Raw genomic sequence first — 18,312 nt, 5'->3', positions numbered from 1 at the left:
CGGTTGGGATAGGTTGTGGCGCGTGACTGACGAGCAGGAAAAGGGTGCGGCCGAGCCGATCCGGGTCGGCGTGCTGGGTGCCCGTGGACGGATGGGCGCCGAGGTGTGCAGGGCCGTCGACGCGGCCACCGACATGGAGTTGGCGGCGGCAGTCGACCAGGGCGATTCGTTGGATGAGCTGTCGGCGGCCGGCGCGCAGGTGGTCGTCGATTTCACCACCCCGGATGTCGTCATGGACAACCTGCGCTGGTGTGTCGACCAGGGCATCCACGTGGTGGTCGGCACCACCGGCTTCACTGAGCAGCGGCTGGAGCAGGTGCGTGGCTGGCTCGCCGACCGGCCCGGGCTGGGCATGGTGATCGCCCCGAACTTCGGCATCGGCGCGGTGCTGATGATGCAGTTCGCCGCCCGCGCCGCCCGGCATTTCGAGTCGGTCGAGATCGTCGAGCAGCACCACCCGCGCAAGCTCGACGCGCCCAGCGGCACCGCCACCCACACCGCCCGCCTGATCGCCGCCGCCCGCGCCGAGGCCGGCCTCGGCCCCGCCCCGGACGCCACGAAGGACGAGGTCGCCGGCGCCCGGGGCGCCGACATCGACGGGGTGCGCGTGCACGCGGTCCGGGCCACCGGGCTGGTCGCCCATCAGGAGGTGCTCTTCGGCACCACCGGCGAGACCCTGACCATCCGGCACGACTCGTACGACCGGGTCTCGTTCATGCCCGGCGTGCTGCTCGCGGTTCGCGCGGTGGGCGACCGTCCTGGCCTCACCGTCGGCCTGGACCCGCTGCTCGACTGAGCGGTCGCCGACCGGGGCCGGTCAGCCGGCCTCGGTCGGCTCGGTGGGGACCGCGACGTGCAGGCGCAGTTGGGGCACCAGCATGTCGTCGACGTCCAGCGCACGTCCCGCACCGTCGGGCTCCCAACCGGCGGCGGTGAGGAACTTGCGGGACGCCTGGTCGCCCTCGAACACCCAGGCCACCGCCTGCTCGAAGCCGGACTCCCGCCACAGGTCGACGCTGGCCGCGAGCAGCCGACTGCCGTGCCCACGCCGGCCCCACCGTGGCTCGACCAACAGATCCGTCACCGCCACCACGCCCGGGCCGAGGGCGTCGGCCGGCTCGTTCGGGGCCAGCGCCTCCGCGTCGGCCGGACCGGAGGCGGCGAAACCCACCAGATACGATTGCGCGGCCTGTTCGACGGCGACCAGCACCTGGTGCGTGTCGCCGGGCGGCTGGCGCACTGCGGCGTCCCAGCGCTGGGCGAGCCACCCCTCGTCGAGGTTGTCCAGCACGTGCCGGGGCAGCAGCCGCCGGTAGGCGGCCCGCCAGGTGGCGAGCTGGATGCGGGCGATCTCGGCGACGTCCTCCGGACGCGCCGGGCGGACAAACCCTGCAGCCATGAGACGACAGCCTACGCAGGGTGAGGGAGGCGACGTTGGCGCAGGGTGCCAGGCAGACCATTGGGCAGACCGTCACGGTGGTCGCGCTCGCCGTCGCGGTGGCCGCGTTCCTCTCCGTGGCGGCGGTCCGGCACGGCTTCTTCGACCTCCAGGTCTACCGGGGCGCGCTGGTGTGGTGGGCGCACGACGGTGGGGAGATCTACGACTACCTGCGGCCCGGCACCCAGTACGGCTTCACCTATCCGCCGTTCGCCGCGCTGGTGATGCTGCCGATGGCGTACCTGGCGTGGCATCCGGCGATCGTGGTGAGCGTGGCCGCCGGGGTGGCCACCAGCGCGGTGGTGATCTGGTGGCTGCTCGACCCGGTGTCGCGGCGGGCCGGCTGGCCCCGTTGGTTCGCCTTCGCGGTGGCGCTCTGCCTCGCCGCCGCGTTCGAGCCGATGCGCGAGACCATCAACTTCGGCCAGGTCAACACCCTGCTGCTGTTCCTGGTCGCGGTGGACCTGCTGCGGCTGCTGCCGGGCGGCAGCCGGTGGACCGGAATCGGCATCGGCCTGGCCACCGCGATCAAGCTGACTCCGGGCATCTTCATCGTGTACCTGCTGGTCACCGGGCGCGTTCGGGCGGCGGTCACCGCCGTCGGCACCGCGACCGGGGCGACCGTGCTCGCCGCCGGGCTCTTCCCGGACGCGTCCCGGGAGTTCTGGACCACCGCCCTGTGGAACACCGACCGGGTCGGTGAACTCGCCTTCATCTCCAACCAGTCGCTGCGCGGCGTGGTGGCCCGGCTCGACCCGACCAGCCCCAGCACGGTGGCCTGGCTGGCACTGGTCGCCGCGACGGCGGCGCTGTGGGTGTGGCGGTCCCGCGCCGCCGCGTCCGCCGGGGACTCCGCCGCCGGCCTGGCCCTGACCGGCACGGTGATGTGCCTGGTCAGCCCGGTCACCTGGGTGCACCACCTGGTCTGGCTGCTGCCGGGGTTGATCCTGCTGGTCGACCACGGCATGGCCGCGCCGCCGGGCAGCCGCCGGCGTCGGACCCTGCTGGTCGCCACCACCATCGCGTACGCCTTCCTGATCAGCCGCATCGTCTGGGCGTGGGAGGAGGACTTCAGCGGGGTCGACGGTTTCCTGTTCAGCAACACGTACGTCTGGATCAGTCTGGCGCTGCTGGCCTTCCTGCCGGTGCGACGGTCGATCCCGCCCGGCCGGCGGCCGGCTGCACCCGTCGAGCCATCGGGTGCAGCGCAACTCGACCAGGTCGGGCGACCGACCGACGATGTCGTACGGCTGACGTAGCCTGCCTCGCGATGGCCGTACCGGAATCGCTCTCGCTCGCCCAGGCCCGGCGGATCGCGCTGGCCGCCCAGGGCTTCGCCGACCCCGCGCCCGCCGGGGCGCCCACCCGCCGGCACCTGCGCCGGGTGCTCGACCGGGTCGGGCTGATCCAGATGGATTCGGTCAACGTGCTGCAACGCGCGCACTACCTTCCGCTCTACAGCCGGCTCGGGCCCTACCCGACCGCGCTGCTCGACTCGGCCGCCTACCGGCACCCACGGGACCTGGTCGAATACTGGGGCCACGAGGCGTCGCTGGTGCCGGTGGGCCTGCACCCGGCGCTGCGCTGGCGGATGGCCCGGGCGCACACCGACGCCTGGGGCGCGATGCGCCGCATCGTCCGCGAGCAACCCGAGCTGGTCGCCTGGGTCCGCGACGAGGTGGCCGCCCGAGGCCCGCTGACGGTGGCCGAGATCGAGCACGACGCGCCCCGACAGACCGGCAACTGGGGGTGGAACTGGTCGGCGGTGAAGCAGGCGCTGGAATATCTCTTCTGGGCCGGCGAGGTCTGCGCGGCGGAGCGCACCAACTCGTTCGCCCGCCGCTACGACCTGCCCGAGCGGGTGTTGCCGGCGGCGGTGCTCGACGCACCCACGCCGAGTGACGCCGACGCGTACCGCACCCTGGTCGGCGTCGCCGCGCGGTCGCTGGGGGTGGCCGCGGAGCCGGAGCTGCGCGACTACTTCCGGCTGCCGGTGGCCGGGGCCCGGCAGGCCATCGCCGAACTGGTCGAGGCGGGGGAGTTGCGGCCGGTGACGGTGGCGGGCTGGCGACAGCCGGCCTGGCTGCACGCGCAGGCCCGGCTGCCGCGCTGGGTCCGGGGCAACACGCTGGTCAGCCCGTTCGACCCGCTGGTCTGGGAACGCGGCCGCGCCGAGCGGCTGTTCGACCTCAGCTACCGGATCGAGATCTACGTCCCGGCCCCCAAACGGGTGTACGGCTACTACGTGCTGCCGTTCCGGCAGGGTGAGCGGTTCACCGCCCGGGTCGACCTGAAGGCCGACCGCAAGGCCGGGGTGCTGCTGGTGCCGGCCGCCTGGGTGGAGCCGGGCGTCGACCCGGGGGAGACCTCGTTGGCGCTCGCCGCCGAGCTGTATCGGCTGGCCGGCTGGCTCGGCCTGGACGCGGTGGCGCCGCCGGTCGCCGGTGACCTCGCGGCCCCGCTGGCCGCCGCGCTGACCGGGGTAGCCGGTGTACGGTGAGTTTCGTGACGAGCGTTGACCGACCGGCTGCCCAGCCGCACCCGCCGACCGAGGAGCCGACCGCCTCCCCGGCGGGTTACTCGGTGGCCGAGCCGGACCGGCTGACCCGGTTCGTGACGCGGATGCACGCTCGTACGCCGCGCTGGGTGGTGCCGCTGGCCGCGCTCGGCTGCGTCGCCGCCGGCATCGGCTACACGCTGCTCAGCGACCCCACCCGCTCGGCCCCGGACGCGTTGCCGTCCTGCCTGCTCAAGTTCACCACCGGGCTGGACTGCCCGGGCTGCGGCGGCACCCGCGCCCTCTGGTACGTGCTGCACGCCGACCTGCCCGCCGCTGCCCGGCACCACTTCCTCTTCGTCTTCGCGCTGCCCTTCCTGGCGTACTTCTTCGTCGTCTGGGCCGGCAGGCAGGCGTTCGGCTGGCGCCTGCCCGAGTTGCGGGTCAGCCCCAAGGTGATCGGCGGCTTCCTCGTCGCCTGGCTGGCCTTCTCAGTGGTCCGCAACCTCCCCTGGCCCCCGTTCACCGCCCTCTACGTCTAACACTCCAGCCGCCCTTCGTGATCCTGGCTGAAGTTCAGGGTTGAGGTGGTGGGTGTTGCGGCGGTTTTTGCCATTCGTTCGGGTCAAACCGACTTCGACATATTGCCTGACTACGCCCTGGTTGGCGCCGTAACCGCCGCCTAGGTGCGAAAGACGGAATCCCCAGCCGGCGGCGCGACTTCCACGACCTCGGACCGCGACGCATCGGCTGTTGACCTTGCATCCTGCCGTTGTTAACGTTAACAACGGCATCCACTTTCGAGTTTGGCGCCAATCAAGGAGTATCAATTGAGATTGCAACAGCAAAGGTCACGTCACAGGCTGAGTCGGAAGAGCAGAGGTGTCGCCGGCCTGGCACTGGGTGGGCTTCTCTCGGTCTCGTTCGTAGCGACGCCCTCGTACGCTGCCGAGGCGGAGCTCAACAAGGGTCTGGTGCACCACTTCGCCCTCAACGAGACCAGTGGGACGACCCTGGTCAACTCGGGTAGCGCGGGCTCGGCGGCGAACGCCACGCTCGTGAATCCGGAGAAGGCGACCTTGACCGGCGAAGGGGTCAGGTTCAACCCCGACTCCTACGCGAGCGCCCTCGACGGTGCGTACGTGGCACTGCCGAACGACCTCACCGCCGGCATGTCGAACTTCACCGTCGACTACGACGTGTGGATCGACCCGGCGAACGTCGGCGAGCACCAGATGTGGAGCCTCGGCCGGAAGTCCGGCTCGTGCGACGTCGACACCGGCGCCCAGGGCTCCATCTTCGCGTCGAACACCCAGCGGTTCCGCGTCGCGGTGGGTTCGACGAACCTCCAGCAGAACCGGGTCCGCATGCACGAGGGGGCGTGGACGCACGTCACCTACACCCAGTCGCTGAACGAGAACGGTACGAGCTGGACCGGCAGGCTCTACCTCGACGGCGTACTGCACGCCACGTCGGCGAACCTGACCACGCCGCCGTCGGTGAACGCCGCGGGGACCAACTGCAACTTCCTCGCTCGCTCCCAGAACTCGGGCCACTACTCGTTCCGCGGAACGCTCCGGGACTTCCGGGTCTACGACCGGGCAGTGAGCCTCGACGAGACACTCGCCCTGGCGGACAGGACCGTCTCCAACGGCGTTCGCGCCGACGCCGAGGCCATCGACCTCGGCCTGACCAGCGCGATCGTCCACGACATCGTCCTGCCCAAGGTGGGCTCCAAGGCGGGCTCGGCCATCACGTGGACGAGTTCGGACCCGTCGGTCGTCGAGGTCTACACCCCGCCGGCCCTCAACAGCGCACGCAAGGTCGCGGTGACCGGCAAGATCACCCGGCCCGCGAAGGGGCAGCCCGACGCGACAGCCACCCTCACGGCGACTCTCCGCAAGGGCGCCGAGGAGGTCGCCACCCGGGAGATCCCCATCGTGGTGAAGGCCGAGTTCGACGACGCGCAGGCGGTCGACCGTGACACGTACGACCTGAACCTGTACGCCACCGACGACGTGCGCGGGAACATCGACCTTTCGGCCACCGGCGAGTTCGGGTCCACGATCACCTGGAAGTCGACCACCGACCTCGTCAGCCCGACGGGTGAGGTGACCCGCCCGGCCTTCGGCCATCCGAACGTGGACGCCACCCTGACGGCGACCATCACCAAGGGATCGTCCTCCCAGACGAAGTCGTTCCCGGTGACCATCAAGGCCATGCCCCGTTCCGAGGAGTACGAGCGGTACTTCATGGGGTACTTCAAGGGCGAGGGAATCGCCGACGGCGAGCAGATCATGTTCGCGACGTCCAACGGAAACACCGCTCTGGACTGGACCGGCCTGACCGGAGGCTGGCCGTCGCTCATCTCTCAGCAGGGCGACCAGGGCCTGCGTGACCCGCACATCGTCCGTTCACCCGACGGCGACACGTTCTACATGATCGCCACCGACCTGAACTGGTACGACCAGGGCGGATACGCCATCAACGACACCCAGTACATCGAGGTGTTCGAGTCGAACGACCTCGTCAACTGGACTCCTCAGCGGCACGTGAAGGTCGCGCCCGACGACGCGGGCAACGCCTTCGCACCCGAGTCGCTGTGGGTCGAAGAAATCGGCGCGTACGCCGTGTTCTGGGCCCAGTCGCTGTGGGACAACCCGGTGAACCGCACCGGTCAGGGGAACGCGCAGATGTGGTACGCCACGACGCGCGACTTCCAGACGTTCTCCGCTCCCCAGGTCCAGCAGGACCCGGCCCCGCTGTCGCGGATCGACACGACCGCGATCAAGGTCGGCGACTACTACTACCGCGTGACCAAGAACGAGGCCGGCAACCGGGGCTCGGACATCTTCTCGGAGAAGCACACCGACTTCCTGGACAGCGACGTCAACAGCTGGCAGTTGCTCGCTCCGGCCCTGGGGCGCACGACGTGGGACCCCAACCAGGGCTACGAGGGGCCGGTCATCTTCCAGGCCAACCCTGGTGACACCGCCTGCCCCGGCCAGTTCTACCTCTGGGGTGACCGGTACACGAACGGTGGTGGGTACCAGGCCGCGTGCCACGAGGACATTGAGGCTCCGACCTGGAACACCAAGGCGCTCACGATGACCAACGCGGGCGTGACCCGTCCGCGTCACGGCACCGTGATCCCGATCACCGTCCGCGAGTGGAACGACATCCGCGAGATCCCGAACAGCGACGTCAAGACCACCACCAAGGTGGCTGTCGAGCCGTACGCGAGCGGGGCCCAGACGACCACGGCCACCGCCACGGTCGAGGCAGCTGACGGGTTCGAGACCGGCGGCCAGGTGCGGTTCAGCGTCGGCTCGTGGTCGAAGCTCGCCTACCTGAAGGACGGCGCGGCCACGGTCACGCTGCCGGCGGGTCTGGCTGCGGGTACCCGGACGGTCAAGGCCGAGTACCTCGGCTTCGACTACCTGGAGGCGTCGGAGGCTGCGGCGTCGTTCAAGGTGCCCTCCGGCCCGAACGCCGTCAAGGTCCACGCGAAGGCCGCGCCGGCGTCGGTTGTCCGTGGGGACACGTTCAAGCTGGACGTGACCGTTGGTCCCGCGGGCGGGCAGAAGAAGAAGGCTGCGACCCCGACCGGTGAGGTCACCGTCACCTTCGGTGGCACCGAGCATGTCGTGCAACTGGTGGACGGCAAGGCCGTCGTCACGCTGCAGACCGCCGATCTGCCTCGCGGGAACTACAAGGTCCACGTTGCCTACTCCGGCAACCCGACCTACCAGCCGCACGCCGCCAACTACCAGAATTTGACGGTGCGGTAGCCAGCAGGTGGCGGGTCGGCGAGCTCATCCTCGTCGGCCCGCCACCGCCTGCTGCAGTTCAGCTCGACAGGGACCGAATGAGTGGGGCATGGCCTCGGCCGGATTGCGCCTGTCGAGCGCGGCGTGACCGAGGTTGCAGAGGGGCGAGCCTGAATTGGGCCGGGAATGCAGTGACGTTAGAGTCGCGGCATGCCGGAGATGGTTCAGCCCAAGGTCCAGATGATCGCGTGGACCCAGTTCGACCCGCCGGAGGACGTGCCCTGGTCCACCGACGCGGACGGGGGCCAGGCGCTCGCGGAGTTCGCCGGACGGGCCTGCTACCAGAGCTGGAAGAAGCCGAATCCGGCCACCGCGACCAACGCCGGCTACCTGGCGCACATCCTGGAGGTCGGCCACCTCTCCGTGCTGGAGCACGGGTCGGTGAGCTTCTACTTCACCGGGGTGTCCCGATCGTTCACCCACGAGCTGATCCGGCACCGGCACTTCTCGTACTCCCAGCTGTCCCAGCGCTACGTGCCGGAGCGGGACGCGGCGATGGTCGAGCCGAAGGTGATCGCCGAGGACCCGGAGTTGCACAAACGGTTCGTCGAGGCGGCCGAGGCGAGCGTGCGGGCGTACAACGAACTGCTGGAGGGTCTCGAACGGCGCTTCGCCGACGAGCCCAACCCGACGCTGCGGCGCAAGCAGGCCCGCCAGGCGGCCCGCGCGGTGCTGCCGAACGCGACCGAGACCCGCATCGTGGTGACCGGCAACTACCGCGCCTGGCGGCACTTCATCGCCATGCGTGCCACCGAGCAAGCCGACGTGGAGATCCGCGAGCTGGCGGTGGAGTGCCTGCGGCAGTTGCAGCGGGTCGCGCCGAACGTCTTCGCCGATTTCGTCATCTCGGCCCTTGCCGATGGCACCGAGGTGGCGGCGAGCCCGCACGTCGCGGCATCCTGAGCGGGAGTGAGCCCCGCACGCCCAGGGGTCCTGAACCCTTCCCCGGCGGGCCCCCGCCGGCCGTCCGCTAGGTTGTCTTCATGACGCACGACCACCTTGACACCCCGGTCCGGGCCGTGTCCCGACCCTTCGGCCGGGTGCTCACGGCCATGGTGACCCCCTTCAGCCCCGACGGCGCGCTGGACCTCGACGGCGCCGCGCGGCTGGCGGAGCACCTCGTCACCGAGCAGGGCAACGACGCGCTGGTGGTCAACGGCACCACCGGGGAGTCGCCGACCACCACCGACGCGGAGAAGGAACGCCTGATCCGGACCGTGGTGGAGACCGTCGGCGACCGGGCCCGGGTGGTGGCCGGCGTCGGCACCAACGACACCCGGCACACCATCGAGCTGGCCGCCGCGGCGGAGAAGGCCGGCGCGCACGGGCTGCTGGTGGTCACCCCGTACTACAACAAGCCGCCCCAGGCGGGGCTGCTGCGGCACTTCACCGCCGTGGCCGACGCGACCGGGCTGCCGGTGATGCTCTACGACATCCCGCACCGTGCCGGTGTGCCGATCGAGACCGAGACGCTGGTCCGGCTCGCCGAGCATGGCCGCATCGTGGCGGTGAAGGACGCCAAGGGTGACCTGACGGCCACCAGTTGGGTGATCAGCCGCAGCGACCTGGCGTACTACAGCGGTGAGGATGCCCTCACGCTGCCCGCGCTGGCCGTCGGCGCGGTCGGCGTGGTCGGCACGTCGACCCACTTCAGCGGGGTGGACACCAAGCGGATGATCGAGGCGTACGACGTCGGTGACACCGCGACCGCGCTGGCCCTGCACAGCCGGCTGCTGCCGCTGTTCACCGGGATCTTCCGTACCCAGGGCACGATTCTGGTCAAGGCCGGCCTGGCGGCGCAGGGTCTGCCGGCCGGCCCGGTCCGGTCACCGCTGGTGGATGCCACCGAAGACCAGGTCGCCCAGCTGCGCGCCGACTGCGCGGCGGCGGGTCTGCCACTCCCCGAATGATCGAACGACACGACGGACGCCGAGTGACGGCGTCCCAGAATGAGGTGACAGCGTGACCGCGGCGCACAACGAGGAGGCTCCACTTCCCCCGCCGCTGCCGGAGGGCGGGCTGCGGATCATCCCGCTCGGCGGGCTTGGTGCCATCGGTCGGAACATGACCGTCTTCGAGTACGACGGAAAGCTGCTCGTCGTCGACTGCGGCGTGCTCTTTCCGGACGTGGAACAGCCCGGCGTCGACCTGATCCTGCCCGACTTCGGTCCGATCCTCGACCGGCTCGACGACATCCAGGCGATCGTGCTGACCCACGGCCACGAGGACCACATCGGCGCCGTGCCCTACCTGCTCGCCCACAAGACCGACATCCCGCTGGTCGGTTCGCAGTTCACCCTCGCGCTGGTCGAGGCGAAGCTGGCCGAGCGGCGGATCCAGCCGTACACGCTGACCGTGCGGGAGGGGGGCCGGGAACGGCTCGGTCCGTTCGAGTGCGAGTTCTTCGCCGTCAACCACTCGATCCCGGACGCGCTCGCGGTGGCCATCCGTACCCCGGCCGGGCTGGTGCTGCACACGGGCGACTTCAAGATGGATCAGCTGCCGCTGGACGGCCGGATCACCGACCTGGCCGGCTTCGCCCGGCTCGGCGCCGAGGGCGTGGACCTGCTGCTGTCGGACTCCACCAACGCGGAGATCCCCGGCTTCGTCACCCCGGAGCGGGAGATCGGCCCGGTCCTCGACTCGATCTTCGCCAAGGCGCGCGGGCGGATCATCGTGGCCTCCTTCGCCTCCCACGTGCACCGGGTGCAGCAGGTCTTCGACTCGGCCATGGAACACGGCCGCAAGGTCGCCCTGATCGGCCGGTCCATGGTGCGCAACATGGGCATCGCCCGCGACCTGGGGCTGCTGAACATCCCGCCCGGCCTGGTCGTCGGCCTGGACGAGGCGACCTCGATGCCGCCCGAGCAGATCGTGTTGATGTCCACCGGTTCGCAGGGCGAGCCGATGAGCGCCCTGGGCCGGATGGCCAGCGGCGACCACCGGCACATCACCATCGCCCCCGGCGACACCGTGGTGCTGGCCTCCTCGCTGGTGCCCGGCAACGAAACCTCGGTCTACCGCGTGATCAACCGGCTGGCCCGGGCCGGCGCCGTGGTGGTGCACAAGGACGTGGCCAAGGTGCACGTCTCCGGCCACGCCCCCGCAGGGGAGCTGCTCTACCTGCTCAACGTCGTGCGGCCCAGCAACCTGATGCCGGTGCACGGGGAATGGCGGCACCTGCGCGCGCACGCCCGCCTCGGCATCGAGTCCGGCGTGGCACCCGACCGGGTGGTGCTCTGCGAGGACGGCGACGTGGTCGACCTGGTGGAGGGGCGGGCCAGCCTGGTCGGCCACGTCAAGAGCCGGTACGTCTACGTCGACGGACTGGCCGTCGGTGACGTCAGCGAGTCGTTGCTCACCGAGCGGCGGATCCTCGGCGACGGTGGGTTCATCGCCGCAACCGTGGTGGTGGACTCGGTCACCGGCAAGGTGGTCGCCGGCCCGACGGTCTCCGCCAAGGGCTTCTCCGAGGACCAGGCGACGTTCAACGCGGTGATACCGCTGGTCACCGAGGCGTTGAACCGGGCGGCGACGGAGGGGATCACCGATCCGCACCAGCTCCAGCAGATCGTCCGGCGGACCGTGGGCCGGTGGGTCAACGACGTCTACCGTCGCCGTCCGATGATCGTGCCCACCGTCGTCGAGGTCTGAACCGAACGGACCTTCCGCCCGTACTCCGATCCGGCGGGCGTACCCCACGCCGGCCGGAAGGAGCGTGGCGGATGGACCGCAGACGATTGACAGCCATCGGTGTCGTGGTGGCGGCGGTGGGCGCGGCGGCGGCGGTGGCCCTGCCGTCGTTCGCCGGCGACGGTGGCGCGCCGAGCAACGCGCCGACCAGCCAGGCGGTGGAGGGAGCCGACCCGGAGATGGTCGAAGCGCTCCGCCGTGACCTGCGGCTGGATCAGTCGCAGGTCGCCGCCCGGCTCAAGACCGAACGCTGGGCGACCGGCGTGGTCGACCAGCTCCGGGCAGAACTCGGCACGGACTACGGCGGCAGCTGGCTCAGCGCCGACGGCAGCCAGCTCAACGTGGCGGTCGCCGACCCGGCGCAGGCGCGCCGGGTCCAGGCCGCCGGGGCGGTGCCGAAAGTGGTCGAGCGCGGAGTCGGGCAGCTCGACGCGCTCAAGACCCGGATGGACCGTACGGCCGCCCAGGCGCGGCAGGTCTCCGGCTGGTACGTCGACGTCGCCTCGAACAGCCTCGTGGTGCTCGCCGAGCCGGGCGCGGAGGCGGCCGGCTGGCGCTTCGTCGCGCGCGCCGGGGTGCCGCGGCAGGCGGTCCGGATGGCCACCGAGGAGCAGCCCCGGCTCTTCGCCGACGTCCGAGGCGGGGAAGCCTTTTTCGTCGGCAGCGGACGCTGCTCCGTCGGCTTCGCGGTGGTCGGTGGCTACGTCACCGCCGGGCACTGCGGCCGGGTCGGTGACCGCACCTCTGGCCCGGACGGGGAGTTGCAGGGAATCTTTCGGGCCTCGTCCTTCCCCGGCGACGACTGGGCCTTCGTCCGGGTCAACAACAACACCCGGGTGCTGCCGGAGGTGACTGACTTCCGGGGCGGCATCGCCCGGGTCGCCGGTTCGCGGGAAGTGCCGGCCGGCTCGTCGATCTGCCGCTCCGGCTCCACCACGGGAGTGCGTTGCGGCACCGTCCAGGCGCGCAATGCCACGGTGCGCTACCCGGATGGACTGGTCAGCGGGCTGGTCCGGACCAACGTCTGCGCCGAGCCCGGCGACTCGGGCGGATCGTGGATCTCGGGCAACCAGGCCCAGGGCGTCACCTCCGGCGGCTCGGGCGACTGCGTCCGCGGCGGGACCACGTTCTACCAGCCGGTCAACGAGATCCTTCAGCGCAACAACCTGACCCTGATCACCGCCCGGAACGCGTCGTAGCCGAGCGCGCCGGCGGGCCCGGGACGGGCCCGCCGGCGCCCGGGAACTCACGCCGACAGCGCGTTCAGGTCCCGGTAGGGCAGTGGGTCGCCGATGTGGCCGTACGACCCCTGCGTCAACGCCTCCGTCGCGGCGCGGTGGATCAGCCCGTACGCCGCCTGCGCGATGGACGAGCCGAGGCTCACCCGAGCCACCCCCAGCTCGGCGAGGACGGGGATCGGCGGCGAGCCCGGACCGGCGAGCACGTTGAGTGGCGCATCGATCCCGGCCACCAGCGCACCGACGATCGCGGGATCGACGACGCCCGGCACGAAGATCCCGTCCGCGCCCGCCGCCCGGTACGCCGCCGCCCGGCGCAGCGTCTCCGCCAGCCGGTCCGCCGGATCACCCACCTCCCGCAGGTAGGTGTCGACACGGGCGTTGACGAACAGTCGGACCCCGGCGGCGTCGGCGGCCTCCCGAGCCGCCCCGATGCGCGCGCACTGGTCGTCGACCGGCCGAAGTGGATCCGTTCCGGACACCAGCGCGTCCTCGATGTTGATGCCGACCGCGCCGGTGGCCAGCACGCCGCCGACGGTCAGGGCGACGCCGGCCGGGTCGGCCCCGAACCCGCTCTCGATGTCCGCGCTGACCGGAACGGTCACCACGGTGGCGATCCGACCGATCGCCGCGAGTGCCTCCTCCCGGCCCAGTTGGTCGCCATCCGGCCGGCCCAGGCTCCAGGCGACTCCGGCGCTGGTGGTGGCGACCGCCGCCGCACCGCAGCTCGCGACGATCCGGGCGCTGGCGGCGTCCCAGGCGTTGGGGAGCACGAGGGGGGTTCCGGGCCGGTGCAGGTCGTGGAAAAGCAGGGCATGGCGCTGCTGGTGCGTCGTCATGCCGGCAAGTCCACCAGCCCGGACCGGGCCTGTCTCGCGGATTTCGGACCTGATTCGGGGGCCGGCGGGCCGCGTCAGGGCAGGGCGGCCACCGCGTCGGCGTACGCCGAGCCGGTGCGCACGGCCGCCTCCAGCAGCACGTCCAGCTGGATCGGGGCCACCCCGTGCGACAGGTCGGTGCTGACGTTCCCGGCCAGCACCAGGTCGCCGCCCGCATCGTGCACGTATGCCGCCGGCAGCAGCCGGTCGTGGTTCCAGGAGTTGCAGAACGCGTACGCCTCGGCGCGCCGATCGGCGGGGAGCCGGCGGCTGGCGACGGTGCGGACGTGCAGGACCTCGCCCCGCTCGCCGGCGCGCCGCACCTGGATGAGCGCCTCACCCCAGCGGCCGATCACGGTGTCCGCGGCGTCCACCACGTACCGGTCACCGCGCCGGTCCAGGGCGGCGGTGATCAGCGCCAGGCTGAGCGGTACGGGCACGTCGTCCGGCAGATCGTCGGCCGTCCCCTCGTCGGTGGGCCCGACGTCCTCCGGTCCCTCGCACGGCAGCGGCACCGGGTCGGCGAGGGTCCGTTCCGCGAGTGCGCGCTCGGCCAGCCAGGACGCGATCCGCCCGGACTGGTGCCCGGTGCCGTTGCGCGCGTCGAAGCTGCCGGCCAGCGTGACGGCCAGGTCCAGCAGCACGACACCGAGGGTTTCGACGTCGAGGTCGGCCGCGGGTCGGGACGCGTACCCCGGGCGGTGCACCGTCTGCCCGCCGAGCCCCGCCGCCGCCGCGACCGAGCACACCAGCGACGCGGCGGCGGCGAATTCCATCGCACCCAGTTCGTCGTCGGCGTGGTCGAGCCTCGGCAGCTGCGTGGCGAGCAGCTCCAGCCCTCGGACGGGGTGCCCGGCGAGGGCGCAGAAGCGCAGGTGCGCCGCCAGGTACGGAAAAGCGGTCAGCTCCTGCCGATGCCGCCGGTACGCCCGGACGTGCGCCGCTGCGGCCCGTTCCGGCTCGCCGGCCCGCAGCCAGGGCAGCATCGCAGCGGCGAGGCCACGCTCGGGCTCCTCTGTGCAGTCGCTGCTCCCGACCTCGGCCAGCTCGTCCAGGGCGGCCCGCCAGTCGCCCCAGCCGGCGAGCAGGTCGGCCCGCCGTCCGGCGGCGCAGTCGGGGCACCCGTCGGCCGACTCCGGTCCGGCGGCCACCCAGCGTTCGTACCAGGACCGGGCGGCCGGTTCGTCGCCGAGGTGGTCGGCGATCCGGCAGCGCAGCTCGGCGACCGCCGCGACGCCACCGGCCTCGAGGTCGTCGAGCAGCGCCCGGGTCTGGTCCAGCCCGACGCGGGGACTGCCGAGCAGGGCCTCGACCGCGTACCGCTGGTAGCGCGACAGCTGATCACGGCCACCGGGCGGCAGCAGGTCGGGCCGGCGTTCGACGGCCGCCAGGCAGCGGCGGACCGGCTCGACCAGTCGCCACCGCTTACCGTGCAGCAGGTACGTCTCGATCAGCGCGAGCCGGGCGTCCAGCGCCGACCGATCATCGCCGGTGGCGTCGGCGCGGGCGGCGATGCGCTCCAGCTCGGCGGTGCGCACCTCGCCGTCCGGGGAGTCCCGGGCGTCGGCCAGCTCCTCGGCGAGCGCGCGGCCGTCCCGCTCGGGTCGCCGCCGGCCGCCCAGCCACCCCGGCCAGCCGAACTCGTCCAGCCCCCGGCCGCCGGGTTGCCCGGTCACGGCAGCACCCCGCCGGGCAGGCTGGCCACCTCGGCGGCCAACTGGCAGCCGGTGGTGATGCCGCAGTCGAGGAGCCGGCCGAGCTGGTGCGGGGTCACCCCGTGCTCCAGGTCGGCGATGACCTCGCCGCAGATCCGGGCCCGCCCGTCGTCCTCGACGTGGACGAACGCCTTGAGCCAGAGTCGGTCGTGGTTCCACGCGTTGCAGAAGGCGTGCAGCGCGGGCACGTACTCGATGGCGAACGTCGGTGCCGTCACCGTGCGGACCTGGAGCATCTCCCCGGCGCTGCCTGGACGCAAAAACCAGATCAGGCTGTCGGCCCAGCGGCCGACCAGGTCGCCGGCCGGGTCGGTTTCGACCGGGTGGCCCCGGCTGGCGAGCACGGTGGCGATCAGCTCACCGGTCAGCGGACGCAACGCGCCCGGGTACCCGGCCAGGGGATGGTCTGCACCGTCCGCGGTCGGCAACGCCATGGGCAGCCTTTCTGAGGCGGATATCACGACCGGCGGCGGATTCGCGCGACGACGCGCGGACACGACCCGGAAAGCAGCGATCTGTCGGGTACCGCCGTTACGGTGATGCTATGGCGGGCCGTACCTCTCAGGCGAGCCGGCGGCGCGGCGCGTCGCCGCGCGGCGGCACGAACAGTCGTGCCCGCCAGCCGGCGAAGAAGACCAGCCCGTCGGCGCGGCGCCGCACGACCGCGCGGCGGGGGCCGGGTCCGGTCGGGTGGGTCGGCCGCGCGCTCGGGGCACTGTGGATGGGCCTGGCGCACGGCGTGGGTTGGGCGGTGCGGGCCGTCGGCCGGCAGGCCGCCTCCGCTCGCGACCTCGACCCGGAGCACCGCCGCGACGGCGCCGGACTGCTGATGGTCGGCTTGTCCCTGCTCAGCGCCGGGGCGATCTGGTTCTCGGCGGCCGGGCCGGTCGGCGCCCGGCTGGCCGACACGGTCCGGCTCTTCCTCGGGGCGATCTCCATCGTGGTGCCGGTGCTGCTCGGCATCGGCGCCTGGCGGCTGATGCGCCAGCCCGGCGATCCCGAGCACCGTGGCCGTGGGCTGATCGGGTGGGGCTCCATGCTGGTCGCCACCGCCGCGATGCTGCACATCGGTCAGCAGCCGGCCGACCCGGGCGAGCGGGATTTCGCCGGCGGCCTGATCGGCGCCGGTGTGGGCAGCCTGCTGGAGCGGGCGGTCAGCGCCTGGGTCGCGGTGCCGCTGCTGATCCTACTGCTGGTGTTCGGGCTGCTCGTGGTCACCGCGACACCGATCAACAAGATCCCCGAGCGGCTCGGGCTGCTCGCCGGGAGCGTGCTCGGCCAGAGCGGCCAGGAGCCGGACGAGACCCCGGCCGCGCCACCCCGCCGGCGCCCGGCGAAGCGCGCGCCGCCGCCGGTCGACCCGGACGAGTTCGACGACCTGACCGGCGTGGACCTCCAGGAGACCATGGTCCTACCGCGCAAGGCGCCGTCCCGGGTGCCGGCGAGCCGCAAGCCGGCCGAGCCGCCGGAGCACTCGCCCGCGCCGACCCGGGCCGAACAGCTCGCGCTGACCGGGTTGGCCGGCGACTACACCCTGCCCCCGTCGAACATGCTCGGCAGCGGTGCCGCACCGAAGACCCGCAGCAAGGCCAACGACGAGGTGATCGCCGCGCTGACCGGCGTCTTCGATCAGTTCGACGTGGACGCGGCGGTGACCGGCTTCACCCGGGGCCCGACGGTGACCCGCTACGAGGTCGAGTTGGGCCACGGCGTCAAGGTCGAGCGGATCACCCAGCTCTCCCGCAACATCGCGTACGCGGTGAAGTCGCCGGACGTCCGTATCCTCAGCCCGATCCCGGGCAAGAGCGCGGTCGGCGTGGAGATCCCGAACACCGACCCGGAGAACGTGGCTCTCGGCGACGTGCTCCGCTCGCGCGCCGCCACCAGCGACCACCACCCGATGGTGGTGGCGCTCGGCAAGGACATCGAGGGCGGTTACGTGGTGGCCAACCTCGCGAAGATGCCTCACATTCTGATCGCCGGCGCTACCGGCGCCGGCAAATCCAGCTGCCTGAATAGTCTACTTATGTCCGTATTGACACGGGCGACGCCGGACGAGGTTCGGCTGCTGCTGGTCGACCCGAAGCGGGTCGAGCTGACCGGCTACGAGGGGATCCCGCACCTGGTCACCCCGATCGTGACCAACGCGAAGAAGGCGGCCGACTCGCTGGATTGGGTCGTCCGCGAGATGGACATGCGCTACGACGACCTCGCCGCCAACGGGGTCCGGCACATCGACGACTTCAACCGCAAGGTCCGCAACGGCGAGATCAAGGCCCCGCCGGGCAGCGAGCGGGAGCTGCGGCCGTACCCGTACCTGCTGGTGATCGTCGACGAGCTGGCCGACCTGATGATGGTCGCCCCGCGCGACGTGGAGGATTCCATCGTCCGGATCACCCAGCTCGCCCGGGCGGCCGGCATCCACCTGGTGCTGGCCACCCAACGCCCCTCGGTCGACGTGGTGACCGGGCTGATCAAGGCCAACGTGCCGTCCCGGCTGGCCTTCGCCACCTCCTCGCTGGCCGACTCCCGGGTCATCCTCGACCAGCCCGGCGCGGAGAAGCTGCTCGGTCGCGGCGACGGGCTGTTCCTGCCGATGGGCGCCTCGAAGCCGATCCGCATCCAGGGCGCCTGGGTCACCGAGCGTGAGATCAACGACGTCGTCAAGTTCTGCAAGGAACAGCGCGAGCCGGAGTTCCGCCCGGACGTGCTGACCGTGGCCCAGGAGGGCAAGAAGAAGATCGACGAGGACATCGGCGACGACCTCGACCTGCTGGTGCAGGCGGTCGAGCTGGTGGTCACCTCGCAGTTCGGCTCGACCTCGATGCTCCAGCGCAAGCTGCGGGTCGGCTTCGCCAAGGCGGGCCGGCTGATGGACCTGATGGAGACCCGGGGCGTGGTCGGTCCCTCCGAGGGCTCCAAGGCCCGCGACGTGCTGGTCAAGCCCGACGAGTTGGAGGAGCTCCTGGCCGGCCTGCGCGGGGACGAGCAGTGACGCTGCCGGAAGGCCGGCGGACGGATCC

General features: G+C 71.7%; 14 protein-coding genes. 10 read left to right on the top strand and 4 right to left on the bottom strand.

Annotation, left to right across the window (positions count from 1 at the left end; translation table 11 throughout):
• The first annotated feature begins 22 nt into the window (after positions 1-22).
• Positions 23-796, top strand: a complete 774-nt coding sequence (gene dapB / locus IEY61_RS10425) for a 4-hydroxy-tetrahydrodipicolinate reductase (RefSeq protein ID WP_189042993.1) — start codon at positions 23-25, stop codon at positions 794-796.
• 21 nt (positions 797-817) lie between these two features.
• Here the strand turns inward: dapB and IEY61_RS10420 are convergent, their stop codons facing one another.
• Positions 818-1,399: a GNAT family N-acetyltransferase gene (locus tag IEY61_RS10420; RefSeq protein WP_189042991.1), complete on the bottom strand. Its 582-nt coding sequence runs from the start codon at positions 1,397-1,399 to the stop codon at positions 818-820.
• A 35-nt stretch (positions 1,400-1,434) separates the two neighbouring features.
• Between IEY61_RS10420 and IEY61_RS10415 the strand changes: the two genes are divergently transcribed.
• From IEY61_RS10415 to IEY61_RS10380, 8 genes are all read left to right on the top strand, one after another.
• A complete protein-coding gene (locus IEY61_RS10415) occupies positions 1,435-2,697 on the top strand; it encodes a glycosyltransferase family 87 protein (protein ID WP_189043317.1) in 1,263 nt (420 codons plus the stop codon).
• An 11-nt stretch (positions 2,698-2,708) separates the two neighbouring features.
• Positions 2,709-3,938, top strand: coding sequence for a winged helix-turn-helix domain-containing protein (locus IEY61_RS10410; RefSeq protein WP_189042989.1), 1,230 nt, complete (start codon positions 2,709-2,711; stop codon positions 3,936-3,938).
• Complete coding sequence (locus IEY61_RS10405) at positions 3,935-4,477, top strand: DUF2752 domain-containing protein (RefSeq protein WP_229705808.1); 543 nt, start codon at positions 3,935-3,937, stop codon at positions 4,475-4,477. The genes IEY61_RS10410 and IEY61_RS10405 overlap by 4 nt, the downstream gene beginning before the upstream one ends.
• A 432-nt stretch (positions 4,478-4,909) precedes the next feature.
• On the top strand, positions 4,910-7,726 hold the full coding sequence (locus IEY61_RS10400) for an immunoglobulin-like domain-containing protein (protein WP_189042987.1): 2,817 nt from the start codon (positions 4,910-4,912) through the stop codon (positions 7,724-7,726).
• A 198-nt stretch (positions 7,727-7,924) separates the two neighbouring features.
• Positions 7,925-8,668, top strand: a complete 744-nt coding sequence (gene thyX, locus IEY61_RS10395; RefSeq protein WP_189043313.1) for an FAD-dependent thymidylate synthase — start codon at positions 7,925-7,927, stop codon at positions 8,666-8,668.
• Between the two features lie 80 nt (positions 8,669-8,748).
• Positions 8,749-9,675, top strand: a complete 927-nt coding sequence (gene dapA, locus IEY61_RS10390; RefSeq protein WP_189042985.1) for a 4-hydroxy-tetrahydrodipicolinate synthase — start codon at positions 8,749-8,751, stop codon at positions 9,673-9,675.
• A 52-nt stretch (positions 9,676-9,727) separates the two neighbouring features.
• Entirely contained in the window at positions 9,728-11,419 is a 1,692-nt protein-coding gene (locus IEY61_RS10385; RefSeq protein WP_189042982.1) for a ribonuclease J, read from the top strand.
• A gap of 71 nt (positions 11,420-11,490) precedes the next feature.
• The gene (locus IEY61_RS10380) at positions 11,491-12,657 is read left to right on the top strand and encodes a S1 family peptidase (RefSeq protein ID WP_189042980.1); all 1,167 of its coding nucleotides are present in this window, start codon (positions 11,491-11,493) and stop codon (positions 12,655-12,657) included.
• Positions 12,658-12,704: 47 nt separating this feature from the next.
• On the opposite strand, the gene IEY61_RS10375 is transcribed toward IEY61_RS10380, so the two are convergent.
• The 3 genes from IEY61_RS10375 to IEY61_RS10365 all read right to left on the bottom strand — a co-directional run bounded on the left by IEY61_RS10375 (position 12,705) and on the right by IEY61_RS10365 (position 15,723).
• On the bottom strand, positions 12,705-13,535 hold the full coding sequence (locus IEY61_RS10375) for an isocitrate lyase/PEP mutase family protein (protein WP_189042978.1): 831 nt from the start codon (positions 13,533-13,535) through the stop codon (positions 12,705-12,707).
• A gap of 74 nt (positions 13,536-13,609) precedes the next feature.
• A complete protein-coding gene (locus tag IEY61_RS10370; protein ID WP_189042976.1) occupies positions 13,610-15,250 on the bottom strand; it encodes a type III secretion system chaperone family protein in 1,641 nt (546 codons plus the stop codon).
• Positions 15,247-15,723 (bottom strand): type III secretion system chaperone family protein, encoded by a 477-nt coding sequence (locus IEY61_RS10365; protein WP_189042974.1) that lies wholly within the window; start codon positions 15,721-15,723, stop codon positions 15,247-15,249. The genes IEY61_RS10370 and IEY61_RS10365 overlap by 4 nt, the downstream gene beginning before the upstream one ends.
• A 110-nt stretch (positions 15,724-15,833) precedes the next feature.
• Between IEY61_RS10365 and IEY61_RS10360 the strand changes: the two genes are divergently transcribed.
• A complete protein-coding gene (locus IEY61_RS10360) occupies positions 15,834-18,284 on the top strand; it encodes an FtsK/SpoIIIE family DNA translocase (RefSeq protein WP_189042972.1) in 2,451 nt (816 codons plus the stop codon).
• The last annotated feature ends 28 nt before the right edge of the window (positions 18,285-18,312 follow it).

The sequence above is a fragment of the Micromonospora sonchi genome, assembly GCF_014646235.1.
GTDB classification, from domain to species: domain Bacteria; phylum Actinomycetota; class Actinomycetes; order Mycobacteriales; family Micromonosporaceae; genus Micromonospora; species Micromonospora sonchi.
This window is presented reverse-complemented; position numbering and strand designations above follow the sequence as displayed.

What these genes read in the sequence shown, in the direction of transcription:
- IEY61_RS10380 (WP_189042980.1), top strand. Translation starts at nt 11,491, where the DNA reads ATGGACCGCAGACGATTGACAGCCATCGGTGTCGTGGTGGCGGCGGTG.
- thyX (WP_189043313.1), top strand. Translation starts at nt 7,925, where the DNA reads ATGGTTCAGCCCAAGGTCCAGATGATCGCGTGGACCCAGTTCGACCCG.
- IEY61_RS10375 (WP_189042978.1), bottom strand. Translation starts at nt 13,535, where the DNA reads ATGACGACGCACCAGCAGCGCCATGCCCTGCTTTTCCACGACCTGCAC.
- IEY61_RS10420 (WP_189042991.1), bottom strand. Translation starts at nt 1,399, where the DNA reads ATGGCTGCAGGGTTTGTCCGCCCGGCGCGTCCGGAGGACGTCGCCGAG.
- dapA (WP_189042985.1), top strand. Translation starts at nt 8,749, where the DNA reads ATGACGCACGACCACCTTGACACCCCGGTCCGGGCCGTGTCCCGACCC.
- IEY61_RS10360 (WP_189042972.1), top strand. Translation starts at nt 15,834, where the DNA reads ATGGCGGGCCGTACCTCTCAGGCGAGCCGGCGGCGCGGCGCGTCGCCG.
- IEY61_RS10365 (WP_189042974.1), bottom strand. Translation starts at nt 15,723, where the DNA reads ATGGCGTTGCCGACCGCGGACGGTGCAGACCATCCCCTGGCCGGGTAC.
- IEY61_RS10410 (WP_189042989.1), top strand. Translation starts at nt 2,709, where the DNA reads ATGGCCGTACCGGAATCGCTCTCGCTCGCCCAGGCCCGGCGGATCGCG.